Genomic DNA, 18,699 nt, shown 5'->3' with positions numbered 1-18,699 from the left:
TTACTATTTCCGGTTTTTATTTTTTGCAAAATTCTATCATGCTAAAAATTAATGTTAATCCCAAATATATTTCCAAGATCCATCTTTTTGTTTTTTCCAGACGGTATGAAAAACGCCTTTTGAAATTTGTGTTTTTCCAGTGGAGTCTTTTGAAGTCCAGATATATTTACCATAACTAGAAGCCATATCGCCAGCATCGGAAACAGTTACATCATCTGGAGACCAAGTTACAGTTTTGTTTTGGTATTTAGGATTTGAATAATAGTTCTTAATACTGTTCTTGCCAATAATTAAAGTATCATGTTCTCTTTTGATAACTGCAATAGAATCTGCAAATTGGTAAAAACCTTCTGCTAGTCCTTTTTCCGCTACTAATTTTTCAAAGTCTTTTTCGGTTTTAACAATTTCTAACTTGACATATGCTAAATTTTTTGTTTTTGATTTTGGAGAGCAACCATTCAAAACTAACAGAACGATAAAAAATTTGATGTAGTTTTTCATTTCGAAATTATTTCTTAAACAATTTAGATAAAATTCCAAATGCTCCTCTAATAAAAGTAGCGCTAGTAACAACTTTCAAAACTGATTTTGTGACAACGCTTGCGGTAGTTGGTTCATTGCTTGCTTGCTTTTTTTCTTCAGGAACGACTGCTTGTTCTTGTGCTGTTTCTATTTTTTTGCTAAGCATCTCATAAGCACTTTCGCGATCAAGAATTTCACTATATTTTTTTACTAATTTGGATTTGCTATTTATTTCTTGAATTTCAGCATCAGTTAAAATATCCATTCGGCTCATTGGAGCACGCATCATCGTAGCTACAAGTGGAGTTGGAACGCCTTTTTCGCTTAAGGCAGTTACAAAAGCTTCTCCAATTCCTAAACTGGTCAATACTTCGGCAGTATTATAGTATTCTGATGTAGGATAATTGTCTGCCGATTGTTTGATGGCTTGTCTGTCATTAGCAGTAAATGCCCTTAAAGAATGTTGTATTTTGAGTCCTAGTTGAGCTAAAACGCCACTTGGAACATCCATTGGATTTTGTGTGATAAAATAAATACCGATTCCTTTTGATCGAATTAATTTTACGATGGTTTCAATTTGTTCCAATAATGCTTTACTGGCTTCGTTAAAGATTAAATGAGCTTCGTCTATGAATATGACTAATTCAGGTTGGTCTGCATCTCCTTTTTCGGGCATCTGTTGGTATACTTCTGCCAATAAGCTCAACATAAAAGTTGAGAACAATTTAGGTTTGTCTTGAATGTCTGTTAATCTAATAATATTAATGTATCCTTTTCCATTTTCATCAATGCGCAATAGGTCATCAATTTCAAAAGATAACTCTCCAAAAAACAAGTCAGCACCTTGTTGTTCGAGTTCAATTATTTTTCTTAAAATGGTTCCAGTAGTCGAAGTAGATATTTTTCCATAACTTTCTTCAATTTCATCTTTCCCTTCATCAGTTATATAATTAATAACTTTTTTAATGTCTTTTAAATCAAGTAAAGGCATTTTATTATCATCGCAATATTTAAAAATCACGGAAACAACTCCAGCTTGCGTGTCATTTAAATCTAAAATTCTAGAAAAAAGAACAGGTCCAAATTCAGAAACGGTAGATCGTAGTCTTACTCCGTCTTGCTTGGAAAGAGACATTAATTCAACAGGAAAACTAGACACAGAATAAGGTATGTTCAATTTTGCATGCCTTTCTTTTATGAAATCTTTCTCTTCACCTTCTTTCGCAATGCCACTAAAATCACCTTTTATATCCATCATTAAAACTGGGATACCAAATGAAGATAGCTGTTCAGAAAGAATTTGAATAGTTTTTGTTTTTCCTGTACCAGTAGCACCTGCTATTAATCCGTGTCTATTTAATGTTTTTAATGGGACTTTTACAAAAGTATTTGGCAATACTTCATTGTCTAAAATAGAGCCTCCAAGTGTAATGCTTTCTCCTTTGGATAAATAGCCATCATTTATTTCCTTAATGAAATTATCTTTTTTGCTCATTTTTGCGGTGTTTTGTTATTACTTGCAAGGTATTAAATATTCTTCAAATGAAATAATCAAGTGTTTCTTGTAATATAATATCACAAAATTCTGTTGATTTGATCGATTTAGGACTTTTTGTTTTTTATGTATGTTTTTGAGTTTTTAAAACACTAATTCTTAAAAATTTCTTTTTTTAGGAATATTTTTAAAGGATACATAAAAATAACTTTCAAATATTCTTATTAAAACGTTATTAAGTGTGTTAAGATTAAATTAATTTACAAGATTACTTTAAAAAAAGTTTTTTTATTTCAACTAAAAATTTAAATTTGCTCCTATACAAGTTTATTAAAACTAATAATAAATATTTAAAATTTAAAAAAAATGGCAAACGTTAAAGTTAAAAAGGAAAGCACTTCAAAAGGTGGAGGAATGGTTTCAGGAATTATTATTGCATTATGTATTTTTGTAGGTTGGTTAATTTGGTCTCAAGTGATGGGAGATGCATCAAATTTTGAAGGCGGAGATTCTGAAAAAGGTCATCCATTAAATACATTAGGACAAGTTTACAAAGGAGGATTTATAGTACCAGTATTATTAGGTATGTTATTAATGGTTATCGTATTCTCTATTGAAAGATTTTTTGTTATCTCAAAAGCTGCAGGTAAAGGAAATCTTGATAAATTCATGAGTGCAATCCAAACAAGTATCAAATCAGGAGATATTGATGGAGCAATTGTTTCTTGTGATAAACAACAAGGTTCTGTTGCAAATGCAATTAAATCTGCTTTAATTAAATACCAAGATGTTAAAAAAGAAGGATTTAATAGTGAAGAAGCTTCTGAAGTAATCCACAAAGAAATTGAAGAGATTACTGCTCTTGAAATGCCAATGTTAGAAAAAAATATGACTATTATCTCTTCTTTAGTTTCTTTAGGAACACTTGGAGGGTTATTAGGAACAGTATCGGGGATGATTAAAGCGTTTGGTGCTTTGGCTTCTGCTGGAACTCCAGATCAAGCGGCACTTGCTGTTGGTATCTCTGAAGCTTTGATTAATACAGCTACAGGTATCTCTACTTCGATTACTGCAATTGTTGCTTACAACTTCTTTACTTCAAAAATTGATGATTTAACTTATTCTATTGATGAGGCTGGAACTACAATCGTAAACACTTACAGACATTTTAGAGGTAGTTTAAGACAATAATTAAATTTTGATATTTTAATATCAAATAAAAGATAAAAAATAATGGGAAAAATAGTAATGAAGAAAAAGTCCACGTCTACCGATATGACGGCGATGTGTGATGTTGCGTTTCTTTTGCTGACGTTCTTTATTTTGACTGCCACTGCTAAAACACCTGAAGTATTACCAGTTGATACTCCACAGTCTACGGTTCAAACTAAGTTACCGGCGGATAATTTATCAATGTTAACAATTGGTAAGGTAGAGGGGAAAACGGCTGTATTTTTTGACCTAAAAGGAAGAGATGTTCGTAAAAAGGCACTTGAATATATGTCTGAGAAATATAACGTTAAATTTTCTCCAGAAGAGTCAGAGGAATTTGGGTTAATGGAAAGTTTTGGTGTTCCAATTCAAAATTTAAAAGAAATTTTGGATATGAAAGCCGCAGATAGAAGTAAAGCAGGACAGCCTGGAATACCTAAAGATTCTTTAGATAACCAGTTAAAAGATTGGATTCTTTATTCTCGTAAAGCAAATATTGATGTGAATGAAAAGGAATTGAATTTTGCAATAAAAGGAGATGCTAAGGAACAATATCCTGCAATCAAACAAGTAATGGATCTTTTGCAAGATCAAAAAGTTAATAGCTTTAACTTAGTTACTGGTTTAAGAGGAAAGAATTTTTAATTAAAAAAGACACACTAAAATGGCTGAATTAAATACCGACGGTGGCGGTGGCAAAAAAGGTGGTAAGGTAAGAAGTAAAAAACAAAACTCTAAGGTAGATTTAACTGCCATGGTAGATTTGGCTTTCTTATTGATTACATTCTTTATGCTTACTACTACGTTGTCTAAACCTCAATCTATGGATTTGACGTTGCCAGATAAAGATCCAAAAGACAAACAAAATGATGACATTAAAGTTGATGAGAACAAAACAATGACATTATTGCTTGGAGAGAATGGGAAATTGGTTAGTTATATGGGGATGATAGGTAGTCCTTTAGTAGCTCCAAAAGACTTTTCTTATGGTAAAGATGGGATTCGTAAAGAATTAATATCTAGAATGGAAGGAGTAAAGCAGTATTCAGCTGCTAAGGGAGAGCCAGGTAAAGGTATGATTGTAATTATCAAACCAAGTAAAAAATCAACATATCGAAATTTAGTTGATATTTTGGATGAAATGGCTATAGTAGGAGTAAATACAACTGGTAGTTATGCAATTGTTAATGAATTTGCACCTGAAGAAGTAAAATTGTTAGAAGTAAAAAAATAATTTTTTTACTAATAACCTAATAATTAAAAAAAATGAAATTAGATTTAATAAAAAACCAATGGGTTGAGATCGTTTTCGAAGGGCGTAATAAGCTTTACGGCGCTTACGAACTTAGAAAATCGAACCGTAAGACTTCTATGCGAGCTCTTATCATTGGTAGCGTTCTTTTTAGTCTAGCTGTCAGTGCACCACTTATTGCAAATTTATTGCCTGACAGAACTAATGAAGAAGACTTGGATAAAAAGATTGTGTTAATTAAATTGCCACCTAAGAAAAAAGTGGAAGAAATTAAGACTCTTGAGCCACCACCACCACCTCCTCCTAAACAAGATCAGGTTAAATTCGTTAAGCCTGTTGTTGCTAAAGCTGAAGATGTTACTGAAGATCCTCCAAAAATGGATGATATCAAAGATAAGAAGACTGGTAGCCAAACAATTAAAGGTGATCCAGATGCTCCTCTTACTGTTGAAGAAGTAGGTAATGGTCCTGTAACTGATGTTATTGCTGAAGACAATGGTATTCACAATTTAGCTGGTATTGAGCAAAAACCTGAGTTCCCAGGAGGTATTGAGAAATTTTATGCTTTTGTTGGTAAAAATTATCAAGCTCCAGAAGAAGAAGGTCTTCAAGGAAAAGTTTATGTTAGTTTCGTAGTTGAAAAAGATGGATCATTAACTGATATCAAAGTAATTAGAGATATTGGTTATGGTACTGGAAAAGAAGCTATTAGAGTATTGAAAAAATGTCCTAAATGGCTTCCAGGTGAACAAAACGGTAAAAAAGTAAGGGTATTGTACCAACTTCCAATTACTATTGCACCACAAGAGTAATTATGAATAAATTATTTAATATTTTCAAGAAGAAATCGCTCATTGAGCGATTTCTCTTTATTATAACCATTTTGGTTTTTTTAGCTTATTTTTTTTTAGGCCTAATGGTTATTTTTTGGAATAAGTTTCCATTTGATATGCAAATGCAATATAGAATTGCTTTAGGCGTTGTATTAATTGTATATGCTATTATTCGTTTTTTTCGCGTCTATAATGCTAATAAAGAATAATTATGTCTAAAAGATTTAGTGTTTATTTGGTTTTAGGATCATTTTTTTTTCTTTTTTTAAACTGTAAAAAAGAAGAAAATAATGATTACAAAGGTGAAACAATTTTAAAAGGAAAAGCTACTATTTATGTAGATGAAACCATAATTCCGATTGTCGAAGATGAAGTCATGGTTTTTGAAAGTAAGTATGATGCAAAATTTAATTTAATTTCTAAATCAGAATCTGAAGTTTTAAATTCATTATTTAACAAAAAAGCAAAGATTGTTGTACTGGCTAGAAATTTATCTAAAAAAGAGTTAAATATTTTTGAACAAAGAAAGATTGTGCCTAAAATAACTAAATTTGCTATAGATGGCATAGCTTTTGTATCTAACAAGATGAGTTCAGATACTTTAATTGGCCTGAAAGATGTTCTTGGTTTTATGAAAGGGGAGAGAAATTCTAAAATTAAAGGTATAGTTTTTGATAATCCTAATTCAAGTACTGTAGATTATATGAATAAGTTAGCTGGGCTAACTGCCTTACCTGATAAAGATGTTTACACTTTTAAAACAAATAATGAGGTTTTAAAATTCGTTTCAGAAAATAATGGAATGATAGGTGTTGTCGGGGTAAATTGGTTGTCTCAGCCTGTTGCAAGTATGGAATCAGTTATTAAAAATATTAATGTTTTAAGTGTTAAAGGTTTAGAAAAAGAGGGGTATTACGCACCTTCACAAAATAATTTTGCTGAAGGAAGTTATCCTTTATTAAGAGAATTATATATAGTAAATTGTCAAGGGTATTCTGGTTTAGGAATGGGGTTTTCTTCCTTTCTCGCAGGCGATATAGGACAAAGAATTGTCTTAAAATCTGGTCTATTACCATATCAAATGCCTGCAAGAAAATTAAACATTATTCATGGTAATTCTAACAATGAAAAAAAATAGTATAAATTAATATAATGAAGATGAACAAAGTTAAAGTTTTAAGTATTGCTTTTTTGACTGTAGTTACAGCAAGTCATGCGCAAGATATTGCTCAAGCAAGAAAGGCTATAGATGCTGAACAATTCGATAAAGCAAAAACAATTTTAAAATCTATAATTAAAGCAAAACCGACTGACGGAAGTGCGGATTTTTATTTAGGTAACGTATATTTATTGCAAAACTATGCAGATTCTGCAAGAGTTTATTATGAAAAAGGTTTGGCTGATTCAAATGCTGCAAATTTGAATAACATTGGTCTTGGTTTAATTGATCTTGATAATGGAAATGCAGCAGCAGCAGAACAAAAATTTGCTTTAGCAACTAAAAGTTTAAGAAAAAAGGATATTGAAGAGTACCTTTTTATTGGTCGTGCTTATACTATATCTACTAAGCCAGATTATAAAAAAGCTTTAGAATATTTAAATAAAGCTAAATTGATCAATCCGCAAGATGCACAATTAAATTTAGCTTTAGGTAATGCTTATTATGGGGATAAGAATCAAAATGAAGCTTACTCTGCTTATAGAAGTGCTTATTCAATAGATCCTAGTTTGATCAGAGCTAAAATGCAATTAGGGGTTTTGCTTAAAGGAGCTAAGGCTTATACAGAAGCAATTAAATCCTTTGAGGAAGTTCTTACTATTGACGCTAATTACGGTCCAGTTTATCGTGAATTGGCTGAGACTTATTATTTGTGGGGTAGAAATGAACCTTCTAAGTACAGACAATATATTGATAAAGCCTTGGTTAATTATGAAAAGTATCTTACATTAACTGACTATTCTCTTAGTTCAAGAATGCGTCATGCTGACTTTTTAGTTTTAGCAGGCGAGTACAAAGCTTTAGAAGTAGAAGCTAATAGAATGGTTGAACTTGATAAAGTGAATCCTAGAATTTTACGTTATTTAGGTATTTCTGCTTATCAAAACGGGAATTACGAGGTGGCTATAAAATCTTTAGAAAGTTATATATCAGATCCAACTAATAAAGTAATTGCTTTTGATTACCAAATGTTAGGTTTTTCTAAACTTAAAAAAGCTGTAGGTAAGGATGGTACTACTTTAGATAATGCCTTATTTGATAATGCAATTGTTGATTTAAAAAAATCTGCTGAAATAGACCCTAATGGTTTATCAACAAATAGTAGTGAAATTGGAAAGAACTTATATGAGTTAAAATTATATAAACAAGCGGCTGCAATTTTTGAATTTGCCGTAGTGAATAAAGAATCTAAATCGTATGTATTAGATAATTTCTATTTAGGAAACAGTTTGTATTTTGATAATGCTAGAAAAGAAGCAGCTCAACGTGATGCTGTTGCTTTAAAAAGAGCTGATTTAGCTTATGGTGCAGTAATTGAAGCTTCTCCTAAAACTCAAGATGCTTATTTATATAGAGGTAGAACTAATAGTTTGTTGGAGAATGATGAGATGACAATAAAATATTACAATGATTATGTGAGTATAGTCACTGAGAAAGGGCCAGAAGAATTGGCGAAGCCAGCTACAATTAAAAAAGTAATTGAAAGTTATAATACGGCAGGTGCTAGTTATGCGAATACTGATAAGACAAAAGCAATTGAATATTTTAATAAAACTTTGAGTATTGATCCAGCTAATCAATATGCTTTGGATTCATTGAAGTCTTTGAAATAATATAAGAGCAAAATTTTTAAAAACGGCAATTAGTAATAGTTGCCGTTTTTTTATATATAGTAATTGAGGTTTTAATGTATCTTTGCAAACTAAATTTATATAATGTTATCTAAAGAAGTTCAATTAGAAGTTAATAAAGGAACTATGCTTCCGTTGATGGAAGAATTTTATACTATACAAGGTGAGGGGTTTCATACTGGAACTGCAGCTTATTTTGTGAGAATTGGAGGGTGTGATGTTGGTTGCCACTGGTGTGATGTTAAAGAAAGTTGGAATGCTGAGTTGCATCCACCGACAAAAATTGATTTGATAGTAGAAAATGCATCTAAGTATGCTGATACAATTGTGATTACTGGAGGGGAACCTTTAATGTGGGATATGGGGCCTTTAACTCAAAACTTAAAAGAGAATAAACTAAGAGTCCATATAGAAACTTCAGGAGCTTATCCCCTAAGTGGAACTTGGGATTGGATTTGCCTTTCTCCCAAAAAAAATAAATTACCAACAGTAACAGTTTATGATAATGCTGATGAGCTTAAAGTAATTATTTATAACAAACATGATTTTATTTTTGCAGAAGAGCAAGCTGAAAAGGTGAATTTTAATGCAATTCTTTTTCTTCAGCCAGAATGGAGTAAAAAAGAAGAAATGACACCACTCATTGTTGATTATGTAATGAACAATCCTAAATGGCGTGTATCGTTACAAACTCACAAGTATTTAAATATACCTTAAAAGTGTCTTAATTATTTTTTTTAAACTGAGAGCAGTTTTTAGGATTGTCTAACATTTTTTTTGTTATATAAAAAAAACATATTTCACTATAAGTTTTTTAGTTATTTATCCTCTAATGATTTCTTTTCTTGTTAATTTTAAATAAATGAACATTTATTTAACTTATTTACGCTTAAGTAGTTAATTATATCACATGAGAATACAGTAAAATTTTTTCGTTATTTTTTTATATTTGATACTTAACAGTATGTTTTTGTATATATTTACTAAAATGCTTCTGTTTTTAAAATACAATATATAAATTAACCTGCCCATGAAAAAAAATCTACTTTCTGTATTTACTTTGTTTATTGTGAGTTTTGCTTCAGCACAAGCAACTTCTACTTACGTTGATGATGCACCCTATAATTATGAAGAGGTAGAGGTGAGACCTGAGTTTCCAGGTGGAAACAGTGCTTTAATGGCTTTTATTGGTAAAAACTATAAAATGCCTGAGTATGAAGGGAACGGTGGAACTCTAAAAGTTGCTTTTATTATTGAGATTGATGGTACAATTACCAATATAAAAGTGGTTAAAGATCTAGGTGATGGTACTGGAGCTGAAGCTAAAAGAGTTATAAGTTTGTTTCCTAGATGGTCTTCGGGTGAGAATAGGGGTGTGAAAGTCAGAGTGCTTTATGAATTGCCTATAAAAATTGCAGGTTAATTATTTTTGCCTCCTGTATTTAAAATAGCGATGAGTCATAATATCAAAGACCAAATGTAATTTAGCATTTGGTCTTTTGTTTTTAAATAGAGAGTCTTGCTAAATAATCATAATGTTCTCCATCATATATTAGCTCACATTGAAATCCATTTGCAAATGCAGCATTCTGTAAGGTGTTATAGTCAAGATAGAGCCACGGAAATGCAGCTTCTTTTTCATTTTTATAAGAAACAGTAAAAGTCAATTCGCCATAATAGCCATTGCTTGGAATCCATTTACCTCCGTCTTCATCATCGTCAAACATATAAATTATGTCAGACGAGTCAATGAGAATTTGTCCGTTTGGATTTAGTAAACTTTTTAGTTTTTGTAAAAATAGAGGTGTTTCGTTTAATGTTCGAAATATCCCTGTGCCATTCATCAATAATAAAATTGTGTCAAATTTTTGGTTTTCAAATGTCATTATATCTTGAACTTTTGTATTTTTTAAACCACGAAGTTCACAAGCTTGAATAGCATTAGGCGAGATATCTATTGAAATTACTTCTAGATTCCGGTCGTTTTGTAAAGTCAAACTATGACTTCCTGCTCCACAACCCACATCTAGAACTTTACCTCTGGCCAGTTGTAATGCTTTTTGCTCTAATTTCGGCATTTCATCATATGTTCTAAAAAGGTAGGCAATGCTCATCTCATCAGCCTCAGAAATAGAAGTTTCGGTAATTAAATCTTCAGGAGAATTATTTGTTTGGTAATCGAGTATGGCTTTTCCGAAAAGATCTTTCATAGTATGGGTATGGAACAAAGCAATCGCTTTGTTGTTTTTAGTTATTAATAGAGAAGTTGTTTACTTTTGTAGGCACAACATTAAATTTGAATTTTGAAACCAGCTTTAAACGAATTAGGAAAACTAGCCAAAGATAAGCATATCGAAAACAAAAAGTATTTCGATAAGTTAAAAAAGAAAACACCTAAGAATTTAGATTATATAATGCTGGATATTCATGAAGTTGAATTCAAGAAAACAGATTGTTTAAAATGTGCTAATTGTTGTAAAACGACTGGGCCATTATTTACTTTAGTCGATATTGAGCGTGTTTCAAAGTTTTTGAGACAGAAACCACAACAGTTTATTGAACAATATTTGCGTATTGATGAAGACAAGGATTATGTATTGCAAAGTGTGCCTTGTACTTTTCTTGATTCGGATAATACTTGCTTCATTTATGACGTTCGCCCAAAAGCATGTCGGGAATTTCCTCATACTGACAGAAAGAAATTTCAGCAAATTACCGATTTGACTTTGCAGAATGTATCAATTTGCCCAGCAGCCTTCAATATAGTTGAAGAAATGAAAAAAAAGTTACCTTTATAAATTAAGTCTTAATGTTTATGAAGTATTACAAAACAAAAAGCAGTTTGTATTTATTGTTGTTTCTTTTACCTCTTGTGTATTCCTACTTTTATTTGAATGAAAGGAGGATTTCTGTATTTTATTGGTTTATTGTTATACCTTTATTTTCTTTCTTTTCAAGAGGTTATTTAATTAGAGATGAAACTTTAAAAATCCCATCAGAATACATTAATATAAACTCAATTTTAAAAATTGAAAGAAGAAAATTCAATATTAAGTCAAAATACTTTTCATTTGATAAAATAGTTTTGACATTTGATGAGGATGTAACGGTTAAAATTTCTCCTAAAGACGAACAAAATTTCATCACACACCTTTTGTCAATAAATCCAAATATTGAAGTAAATATCTAAATGACTTTATAAATAAAATCTGTTTTTTAAAGATTTTTATAAATTGATAATTACCAATTAGTGTTTAAGCAGTACTTTTGACATAAGTGAATAAAACTCATATCAATTTGAATTTAGAATATTTTATTGCAAAAAGGCTTATAACGGCCAAAGATTATAAAAGTAGCATATCAGCTCCAATAATTAATATTGCTATATCGGCTATTGCTATCGGTATGGTAATGATGATAGTTTCTGTGGCTACAGGTATCGGACTGCAAAATAAAATTCGTGAAAAGATAGCGGCTTTTAACGGACATATTATAATTTCAAACTACGATAACAACCAATCAGAGGTTACATTGTCGCCGATAGATAAGAATCAAGATTTTTACCCAAAGTTTAATTCGGTTTCTGGAGTAAGCCACATTCAGGCTATAGCTAGTAAAGCTGGAATTATTAGAACTGAAACTGCTTTTGAAGGAATTATTTTTAAAGGAGTAGGAAGTGATTATCAATGGACAAATATAAAAGAGTATCTCGTTTCTGGAAGATTGCCAGATTTGTCTAAAAAGGTCACGCCGGAAGTTGTAATTTCTCAATTTTTAGCAAATCGACTACAGCTAAAAGTTGGAGATTCCTTTAATACCTTCTTTATAAAGGAAGATCAGAATCAATTACCAAATATTCGAAGATTCAAAATAACTGGTATTTTTAATTCGGGATTTCAACAATTTGATGCTACCTATATAATTGGTGATATAAGACACGTTCAGAAAATCAATAAATGGAACTCCAATCAAATTGGAGCTTTTGAAGTTTTCGTAAAAGATTTTAATAAAATAAAGGAAACAGGGGAGCTGGTGTATGAAAAAACATCTTCAATGCTAGATACTAAAACAATTATTGAGAAATATGGTTACATATTCGAGTGGTTGCAACTTTTCGATTTTAATATTATTGTAATATTAGTAGTCATGATACTAGTCGCAACTATAAATATGGTAGTTGCTTTGTTAGTGTTAATTCTTGAACGTACCCAAATGATTGGAATTCTCAAAGCATTGGGAGCTAACAATTGGTCAGTAAGGAAAATATTTCTTTATAATGCCTTCTATCTTATACTAAGAGGATTGATCTGGGGTAACGGTATCGGAATCTCCTTGCTGCTACTACAGCAACAATTCGGAATTATAAAATTAAATCCAGAGAATTATTATGTTACTCAGGCCCCTGTTTATATTAACTTAGGATATATCTTGGCATTAAACTTGCTTACAGTTGTAATTTGTGCCCTGGTATTGTTGATACCATCATATATAGTGACAAAAATTTCCCCAGTCAAAGCTATTCGTTTCGATTAATTTTAAAAAGTATACTCAGGAGCTATTTCCTGCTATTCGTTACAATCTTGCGGGCCGAACCCCGGCCCACAAGGATTTTCACTACTATCAGGGCTAGGGCATCAGGTTTCATAATAAAGAATGGTATACATATATATAGTATAGAAGCATTAAAAAAAAATCCGCACAATCCTTTAAATCTGCGAGCAGTACCAGCGCAATACACGACACTGCCAATCAAGAACCCCAACAATAAAGGAAAGATCCGTGTAAATCCGCTTGATCTGTAAAATCTGTGTGCTATTTGAGTGCAATATCCCCCGCATTAAAACCAAAAAACTGCATCAAATCCCATCAAAACGGCAAAAGCTGCGATAAAAGGCACTACTAAATTACGAAGTCGTCAAAAAGCACCACCTGTAACCCACGACAAACCAGGCTATTAAAAAATAAACAAAAAATAGTTAAGAAAAGGCATTGTTTAAAGGAATAAACGTGGTACTTTTGCACCCGCAACAAGCGCTACGCTCTTAGAAACACTGACAAGTTAACAAAATCAAAGTGAAAAAATATTTTCAAAAAAAGATTTAAAAAAGCTTGTGAGATTTAAAAGAGTAGTTTACTTTTGCACCCCGCAAAACACGCAACGTTCCTTGATATACTGATAAGAAAAAGAGAAGAAATTGAGAATTAAATTTTTCAAAAAAAAACTTTAAATTTTCTTGCCAGTTAAAAAGAAATTGCTACTTTTGCACCCGCTTTGAGAGACAATCGAAAAGCGAAATAATAAAGAAGACACGTTCCTAGACATATTGAATTGACAGCCGTTCTGATGTAAATCAGAACAAATAAAATAAGAGTAATAGAATCGTATAGATTTGAATAAAGACCAATAGAGACTGAGTCGAATAATAATTAGAATTAGATTAATCTAATTCAAACAATATACGATGAAGAGTTTGATCCTGGCTCAGGATGAACGCTAGCGGCAGGCTTAACACATGCAAGTCGAGGGGTATTGTTCTTCGGAATGAGAGACCGGCGCACGGGTGCGTAACGCGTATGCAATCTACCTTTTACAGAGGGATAGCCCAGAGAAATTTGGATTAATACCTCATAGTATTACGACCTGGCATCAGGATGTAATTAAAGTTACAACGGTAAAAGATGAGCATGCGTCCCATTAGCTAGTTGGTAAGGTAACGGCTTACCAAGGCTACGATGGGTAGGGGTCCTGAGAGGGAGATCCCCCACACTGGTACTGAGACACGGACCAGACTCCTACGGGAGGCAGCAGTGAGGAATATTGGACAATGGGCGCAAGCCTGATCCAGCCATGCCGCGTGCAGGATGACGGTCCTATGGATTGTAAACTGCTTTTGCACAGGAAGAAACAACATTACGTGTAATGTCTTGACGGTACTGTGAGAATAAGGATCGGCTAACTCCGTGCCAGCAGCCGCGGTAATACGGAGGATCCAAGCGTTATCCGGAATCATTGGGTTTAAAGGGTCCGTAGGCGGTTTAGTAAGTCAGTGGTGAAAGCCCATCGCTCAACGGTGGAACGGCCATTGATACTGCTAGACTTGAATTATTAGGAAGTAACTAGAATATGTAGTGTAGCGGTGAAATGCTTAGAGATTACATGGAATACCAATTGCGAAGGCAGGTTACTACTAATGGATTGACGCTGATGGACGAAAGCGTGGGTAGCGAACAGGATTAGATACCCTGGTAGTCCACGCCGTAAACGATGGATACTAGCTGTTGGAAGCAATTTCAGTGGCTAAGCGAAAGTGATAAGTATCCCACCTGGGGAGTACGTTCGCAAGAATGAAACTCAAAGGAATTGACGGGGGCCCGCACAAGCGGTGGAGCATGTGGTTTAATTCGATGATACGCGAGGAACCTTACCAAGGCTTAAATGTAGATTGACCGGTTTGGAAACAGACTTTTCGCAAGACAATTTACAAGGTGCTGCATGGTTGTCGTCAGCTCGTGCCGTGAGGTGTCAGGTTAAGTCCTATAACGAGCGCAACCCCTGTTGTTAGTTGCCAGCGAGTCATGTCGGGAACTCTAACGAGACTGCCAGTGCAAACTGTGAGGAAGGTGGGGATGACGTCAAATCATCACGGCCCTTACGCCTTGGGCTACACACGTGCTACAATGGCCGGTACAGAGAGCAGCCACTGGGTGACCAGGAGCGAATCTACAAAACCGGTCACAGTTCGGATCGGAGTCTGCAACTCGACTCCGTGAAGCTGGAATCGCTAGTAATCGGATATCAGCCATGATCCGGTGAATACGTTCCCGGGCCTTGTACACACCGCCCGTCAAGCCATGGAAGCTGGGGGTGCCTGAAGTCGGTGACCGCAAGGAGCTGCCTAGGGTAAAACTGGTAACTAGGGCTAAGTCGTAACAAGGTAGCCGTACCGGAAGGTGCGGCTGGAACACCTCCTTTCTAGAGCCTTAGTGTTAGTTGATTTATCAACACGGTAAGGAAAGAAGACAAAGAATTTATGGGTTACAAATTAAAGATTATATTACTCTTGCTGTTAATTTAAAAAAAAAGAATAAATGTATAGACGTTGCATTGCAACGACTGTTACAATTTAAGAATAAAGAGTGTCTCGTAGCTCAGCTGGTTAGAGTACTACACTGATAATGTAGGGGTCGACAGTTCGAGTCTGTCCGAGACAACTATTTAAGCTTAATAAAAAGGAAATTCTAGAGTTGAGAGGTTATGAAACAAGATTCATAATTCATAATTCACAATTCATAATTAAATTGGGGGATTAGCTCAGCTGGCTAGAGCGCCTGCCTTGCACGCAGGAGGTCAACGGTTCGACTCCGTTATTCTCCACAAATCAAAAGTTGATTTGTTTATTTGTTGAATCGGTTAAACGATTAAACAAAAATAGGATTAAACTAGCGATAAAAGTTCATTGACATATTGAGATAAGAAATAATAAAAGTAGAAAGCGTTTTTTACTATTTATAGTAAAAGACAAAAACAACGGTCATAATTGATTTTATGATTGGTACAATAAGCAAAATAAGGGCGTATGGGGGATGCCTTGGCTCTCAGAGGCGATGAAAGGCGTGATAAGCTGCGAAAAGTTACGGGGATTGGCACACACGATACGATCCGTAAATACCTGAATGGGGCAACCCACTATGTTGAAGACATAGTACACCGATAGGTGGGCAAACCCGCTGAACTGAAACATCTAAGTAGGCGGAGGAGAAGAAAACAAAAGTGATTCCGTAAGTAGTGGCGAGCGAACGCGGATTAGCCCAAACCAATGTTGTTACGGCAATGTTGGGGTTGTAGGACCACGATATTTTATGCAAACTGAACAAGAAGTTACTGGAAAGTAGCGCCAAAGAGAGTGATAGCCTCGTATTGGTAAGGGATGTAATAGATAGTGGTATCCTGAGTAGGGCGGGGCACGTGAAACCCTGTCTGAATTTGGCGGGACCATCCGCTAAGGCTAAATACTCCTGAGAGACCGATAGTGAACCAGTACCGTGAGGGAAAGGTGAAAAGAACCGTGAATAACGGAGTGAAATAGATCCTGAAACCATACGCTTACAAGCGGTCGGAGCCCTTTTGTGGGGTGACGGCGTGCCTTTTGCATAATGAGCCTACGAGTTAACGTTGCTGGCAAGGATAAATGGTTAAGCCATGGATCCGTAGCGAAAGCGAGTCTGAATAGGGCGCTTTAGTCAGTAGTGTTAGACGCGAAACCGTGTGATCTACCCATGGGCAGGATGAAGCGCTGGTAACACAGTGTGGAGGTCCGAACCGGTTGACGTTGAAAAGTCTTCGGATGACCTGTGGGTAGGGGTGAAAGGCCAATCAAACTCGGAAATAGCTCGTACTCCCCGAAATGCATTTAGGTGCAGCGCATATTATAAGTTATATAGAGGTAGAGCTACTGATTGGATGCGGGGGCTTCACCGCCTACCAATTCCTGACAAACTCCGAATGCTATATAATGTTTTTATGCAGTGAGGGCTTGGGTGCTAAGGTCCAAGTCCGAGAGGGAAAGAACCCAGACCATCAGCTAAGGTCCCCAAATATATGTTAAGTTGAAAGAACGAGGTTTGTCTGCCCAGACAGCTAGGATGTTGGCTTGGAAGCAGCCATTCATTTAAAGAGTGCGTAACAGCTCACTAGTCGAGCGGACGAGCATGGATAATAATCGGGCATAAACATATTACCGAAGCTATGGATTTGTAATTTATTACAAGTGGTAGGGGAGCATTCTAACAGGGTTGAAGGTGTGTTGTAAAGCATGCTGGACTGGTTAGAAAAGAAAATGTAGGCATAAGTAACGATAATGCGGGCGAGAAACCCGCACACCGAAAGACTAAGGTTTCCACAGCTATGCTAATCAGCTGTGGGTTAGTCGGGACCTAAGGCGAACCCGAAAGGGACAGTCGATGGACCACGGGTTAATATTCCCGTACTACTAATTACTGTGATGGGGTGACGGAGTGATGAAAGCGCCGCGAACTGACGGAATAGTTCGTTGAAGTACCTACCTATAAGCTGCGCAGGCAAATCCACGCGGCTTGGGGAAATACGATAGTACTCGGAGTCTTCGGACAAAGAGATAGTGCGCCTAAGGGCTTCCAAGAAAAACCTCTAAACTTCAGGTAATTAGTACCCGTACCGCAAACCGACACAGGTAGTCGAGGAGAGAATCCTAAGGTGCTCGAGAGATTCATGGCTAAGGAATTAGGCAAAATAGACCCGTAACTTCGGGAGAAGGGTCGCCCCGAGTAATCGGGGCCGCAGTGAAGAGGTCCAGGCGACTGTTTATCAAAAACACAGGGCTCTGCAAAATCGTAAGATGAAGTATAGGGCCTGACACCTGCCCGGTGCTGGAAGGTTAAGAGGAGATGTTATCTTCGGAGAAGCATTGAATTGAAGCCCCAGTAAACGGCGGCCGTAACTATAACGGTCCTAAGGTAGCGAAATTCCTTGTCGGGTAAGTTCCGACCTGCACGAATGGTGTAACGATCTGGACACTGTCTCAGCCATGAGCTCGGTGAAATTGTAGTAACGGTGAAGATGCCGTTTACCCGCAGTGGGACGAAAAGACCCTGTGCACCTTTACTATAGCTTAGTATTGACCTTGGATAAATGATGTGTAGGATAGGTTGGAGACTGTGAAGTGGCGTCGCTAGGCGTTGTGGAGTCATTGTTGAAATACAACCCTTTGTTTATCTGAGGCCTAACCCCATTTTGTGGGGGACATTGCTTGGTGGGTAGTTTGACTGGGGTGGTCGCCTCCAAAAGAGTAACGGAGGCTTCTAAAGGTTCCCTCAGTACGCTTGGTAACCGTGCGTAGAGTGCAATGGCATAAGGGAGCTTGACTGAGAGACATACAGGTCGATCAGGTACGAAAGTAGAGCATAGTGATCCGGTGGTTCCGCATGGAAGGGCCATCGCTCAAAGGATAAAAGGTACGCCGGGGATAACAGGCTGATCTCCCCCAAGAGCTCATATCGACGGGGGGGTTTGGCACCTCGATGTCGGCTCGTCACATCCTGGGGCTGGAGAAGGTCCCAAGGGTTGGGCTGTTCGCCCATTAAAGTGGCACGCGAGCTGGGTTCAGAACGTCGTGAGACAGTTCGGTCTCTATCTACTGTGGGCGCAAGAAATTTGAGTGGATCTGATTCTAGTACGAGAGGACCGAATTGGACTAACCTCTAGTGTATCTGTTGTCCCGCCAGGGGCACCGCAGAGTAGCTACGTTGGGAAGGGATAAGCGCTGAAAGCATATAAGCGCGAAACCCACCACAAGATGAGATTTCTTTTAAGGATCGTGGGAGATGACCACGTTGATAGGCTATAGATGTAAAGGCAGTAATGTCATAGTCGAGTAGTACTAATAATCCGTAAGCTTATGTACACCCTTTTCCCCCGATGCAAATCGGGGGGAGAAACTTTCTAATAAAATACTTTTATATTCTTTATCTCAGTATGTTAAAATATTGGTTTATGGTTG

General features: G+C 35.6%; 14 protein-coding genes, 2 tRNA genes and 2 rRNA genes. 15 read left to right on the top strand and 3 right to left on the bottom strand.

Annotated features, from left to right (window positions below):
- Positions 1 to 54 precede the first annotated feature (54 nt).
- Together ACUN3A_RS06875 and ACUN3A_RS06870 are read right to left on the bottom strand one after the other, a co-directional pair.
- Positions 55 to 501, bottom strand: a complete 447-nt coding sequence (locus tag ACUN3A_RS06875) for a YybH family protein (protein ID WP_445550566.1) — start codon at positions 499 to 501, stop codon at positions 55 to 57.
- 7 nt (positions 502 to 508) lie between these two features.
- Positions 509 to 2,017 (bottom strand): helicase HerA-like domain-containing protein, encoded by a 1,509-nt coding sequence (locus ACUN3A_RS06870; protein WP_445550565.1) that lies wholly within the window; start codon positions 2,015 to 2,017, stop codon positions 509 to 511.
- Between the two features lie 366 nt (positions 2,018 to 2,383).
- Between ACUN3A_RS06870 and ACUN3A_RS06865 the strand changes: the two genes are divergently transcribed.
- The 8 genes from ACUN3A_RS06865 (at position 2,384) to ACUN3A_RS06830 (ending at position 9,587) form a co-directional block, all read left to right on the top strand.
- On the top strand, positions 2,384 to 3,208 hold the full coding sequence (locus tag ACUN3A_RS06865) for a MotA/TolQ/ExbB proton channel family protein (protein ID WP_445550564.1): 825 nt from the start codon (positions 2,384 to 2,386) through the stop codon (positions 3,206 to 3,208).
- Positions 3,209 to 3,250: 42 nt separating this feature from the next.
- Complete coding sequence (locus ACUN3A_RS06860; RefSeq protein WP_445550563.1) at positions 3,251 to 3,874, top strand: biopolymer transporter ExbD; 624 nt, start codon at positions 3,251 to 3,253, stop codon at positions 3,872 to 3,874.
- Between the two features lie 19 nt (positions 3,875 to 3,893).
- Entirely contained in the window at positions 3,894 to 4,463 is a 570-nt protein-coding gene (locus tag ACUN3A_RS06855; protein ID WP_445550562.1) for an ExbD/TolR family protein, read from the top strand.
- Positions 4,464 to 4,495: 32 nt separating this feature from the next.
- On the top strand, positions 4,496 to 5,293 hold the full coding sequence (locus ACUN3A_RS06850) for an energy transducer TonB (protein ID WP_445550561.1): 798 nt from the start codon (positions 4,496 to 4,498) through the stop codon (positions 5,291 to 5,293).
- Between the two features lie 232 nt (positions 5,294 to 5,525).
- Positions 5,526 to 6,452 (top strand): PstS family phosphate ABC transporter substrate-binding protein, encoded by a 927-nt coding sequence (locus ACUN3A_RS06845; RefSeq protein WP_445550560.1) that lies wholly within the window; start codon positions 5,526 to 5,528, stop codon positions 6,450 to 6,452.
- 20 nt (positions 6,453 to 6,472) lie between these two features.
- Positions 6,473 to 8,146, top strand: coding sequence for a tetratricopeptide repeat protein (locus tag ACUN3A_RS06840; RefSeq protein WP_445550559.1), 1,674 nt, complete (start codon positions 6,473 to 6,475; stop codon positions 8,144 to 8,146).
- Between the two features lie 102 nt (positions 8,147 to 8,248).
- Positions 8,249 to 8,881: a 7-carboxy-7-deazaguanine synthase QueE gene (locus ACUN3A_RS06835; protein ID WP_445550558.1), complete on the top strand. Its 633-nt coding sequence runs from the start codon at positions 8,249 to 8,251 to the stop codon at positions 8,879 to 8,881.
- A gap of 313 nt (positions 8,882 to 9,194) precedes the next feature.
- Positions 9,195 to 9,587: an energy transducer TonB gene (locus tag ACUN3A_RS06830; protein WP_445550557.1), complete on the top strand. Its 393-nt coding sequence runs from the start codon at positions 9,195 to 9,197 to the stop codon at positions 9,585 to 9,587.
- 82 nt (positions 9,588 to 9,669) lie between these two features.
- On the opposite strand, the gene ACUN3A_RS06825 is transcribed toward ACUN3A_RS06830, so the two are convergent.
- The gene (locus tag ACUN3A_RS06825) at positions 9,670 to 10,374 is read right to left on the bottom strand and encodes a class I SAM-dependent methyltransferase (protein ID WP_445550556.1); all 705 of its coding nucleotides are present in this window, start codon (positions 10,372 to 10,374) and stop codon (positions 9,670 to 9,672) included.
- Between the two features lie 93 nt (positions 10,375 to 10,467).
- Between ACUN3A_RS06825 and ACUN3A_RS06820 the strand changes: the two genes are divergently transcribed.
- From ACUN3A_RS06820 to ACUN3A_RS06790, 7 genes are all read left to right on the top strand, one after another.
- Positions 10,468 to 10,962, top strand: a complete 495-nt coding sequence (locus ACUN3A_RS06820) for a YkgJ family cysteine cluster protein (RefSeq protein WP_445550555.1) — start codon at positions 10,468 to 10,470, stop codon at positions 10,960 to 10,962.
- Positions 10,963 to 10,979: 17 nt separating this feature from the next.
- Positions 10,980 to 11,354 carry a PH domain-containing protein gene (locus ACUN3A_RS06815; protein WP_445550554.1) on the top strand — a complete coding sequence of 125 codons (375 nt, stop codon included), beginning with the start codon at positions 10,980 to 10,982 and terminating at the stop codon, positions 11,352 to 11,354.
- A 107-nt stretch (positions 11,355 to 11,461) separates the two neighbouring features.
- A complete protein-coding gene (locus tag ACUN3A_RS06810; RefSeq protein WP_445550553.1) occupies positions 11,462 to 12,697 on the top strand; it encodes an ABC transporter permease in 1,236 nt (411 codons plus the stop codon).
- Between the two features lie 926 nt (positions 12,698 to 13,623).
- Positions 13,624 to 15,137, top strand: a 16S ribosomal RNA gene (locus ACUN3A_RS06805).
- A gap of 165 nt (positions 15,138 to 15,302) precedes the next feature.
- Positions 15,303 to 15,376, top strand: a tRNA-Ile gene (locus ACUN3A_RS06800).
- 89 nt (positions 15,377 to 15,465) lie between these two features.
- A tRNA-Ala gene (locus tag ACUN3A_RS06795) sits at positions 15,466 to 15,539 on the top strand.
- A gap of 181 nt (positions 15,540 to 15,720) precedes the next feature.
- A 23S ribosomal RNA gene (locus ACUN3A_RS06790) occupies positions 15,721 to 18,603 on the top strand.
- Together the 16S and 23S rRNA genes with 2 tRNA genes alongside form the textbook arrangement of a ribosomal RNA operon.
- Positions 18,604 to 18,699 lie beyond the last annotated feature (96 nt).

The organism is Flavobacterium sp. WC2509, assembly GCF_052683105.1.
Note: the sequence above shows the minus strand (reverse complement) of the source record. Positions and strands in the feature narration are given on the sequence as shown.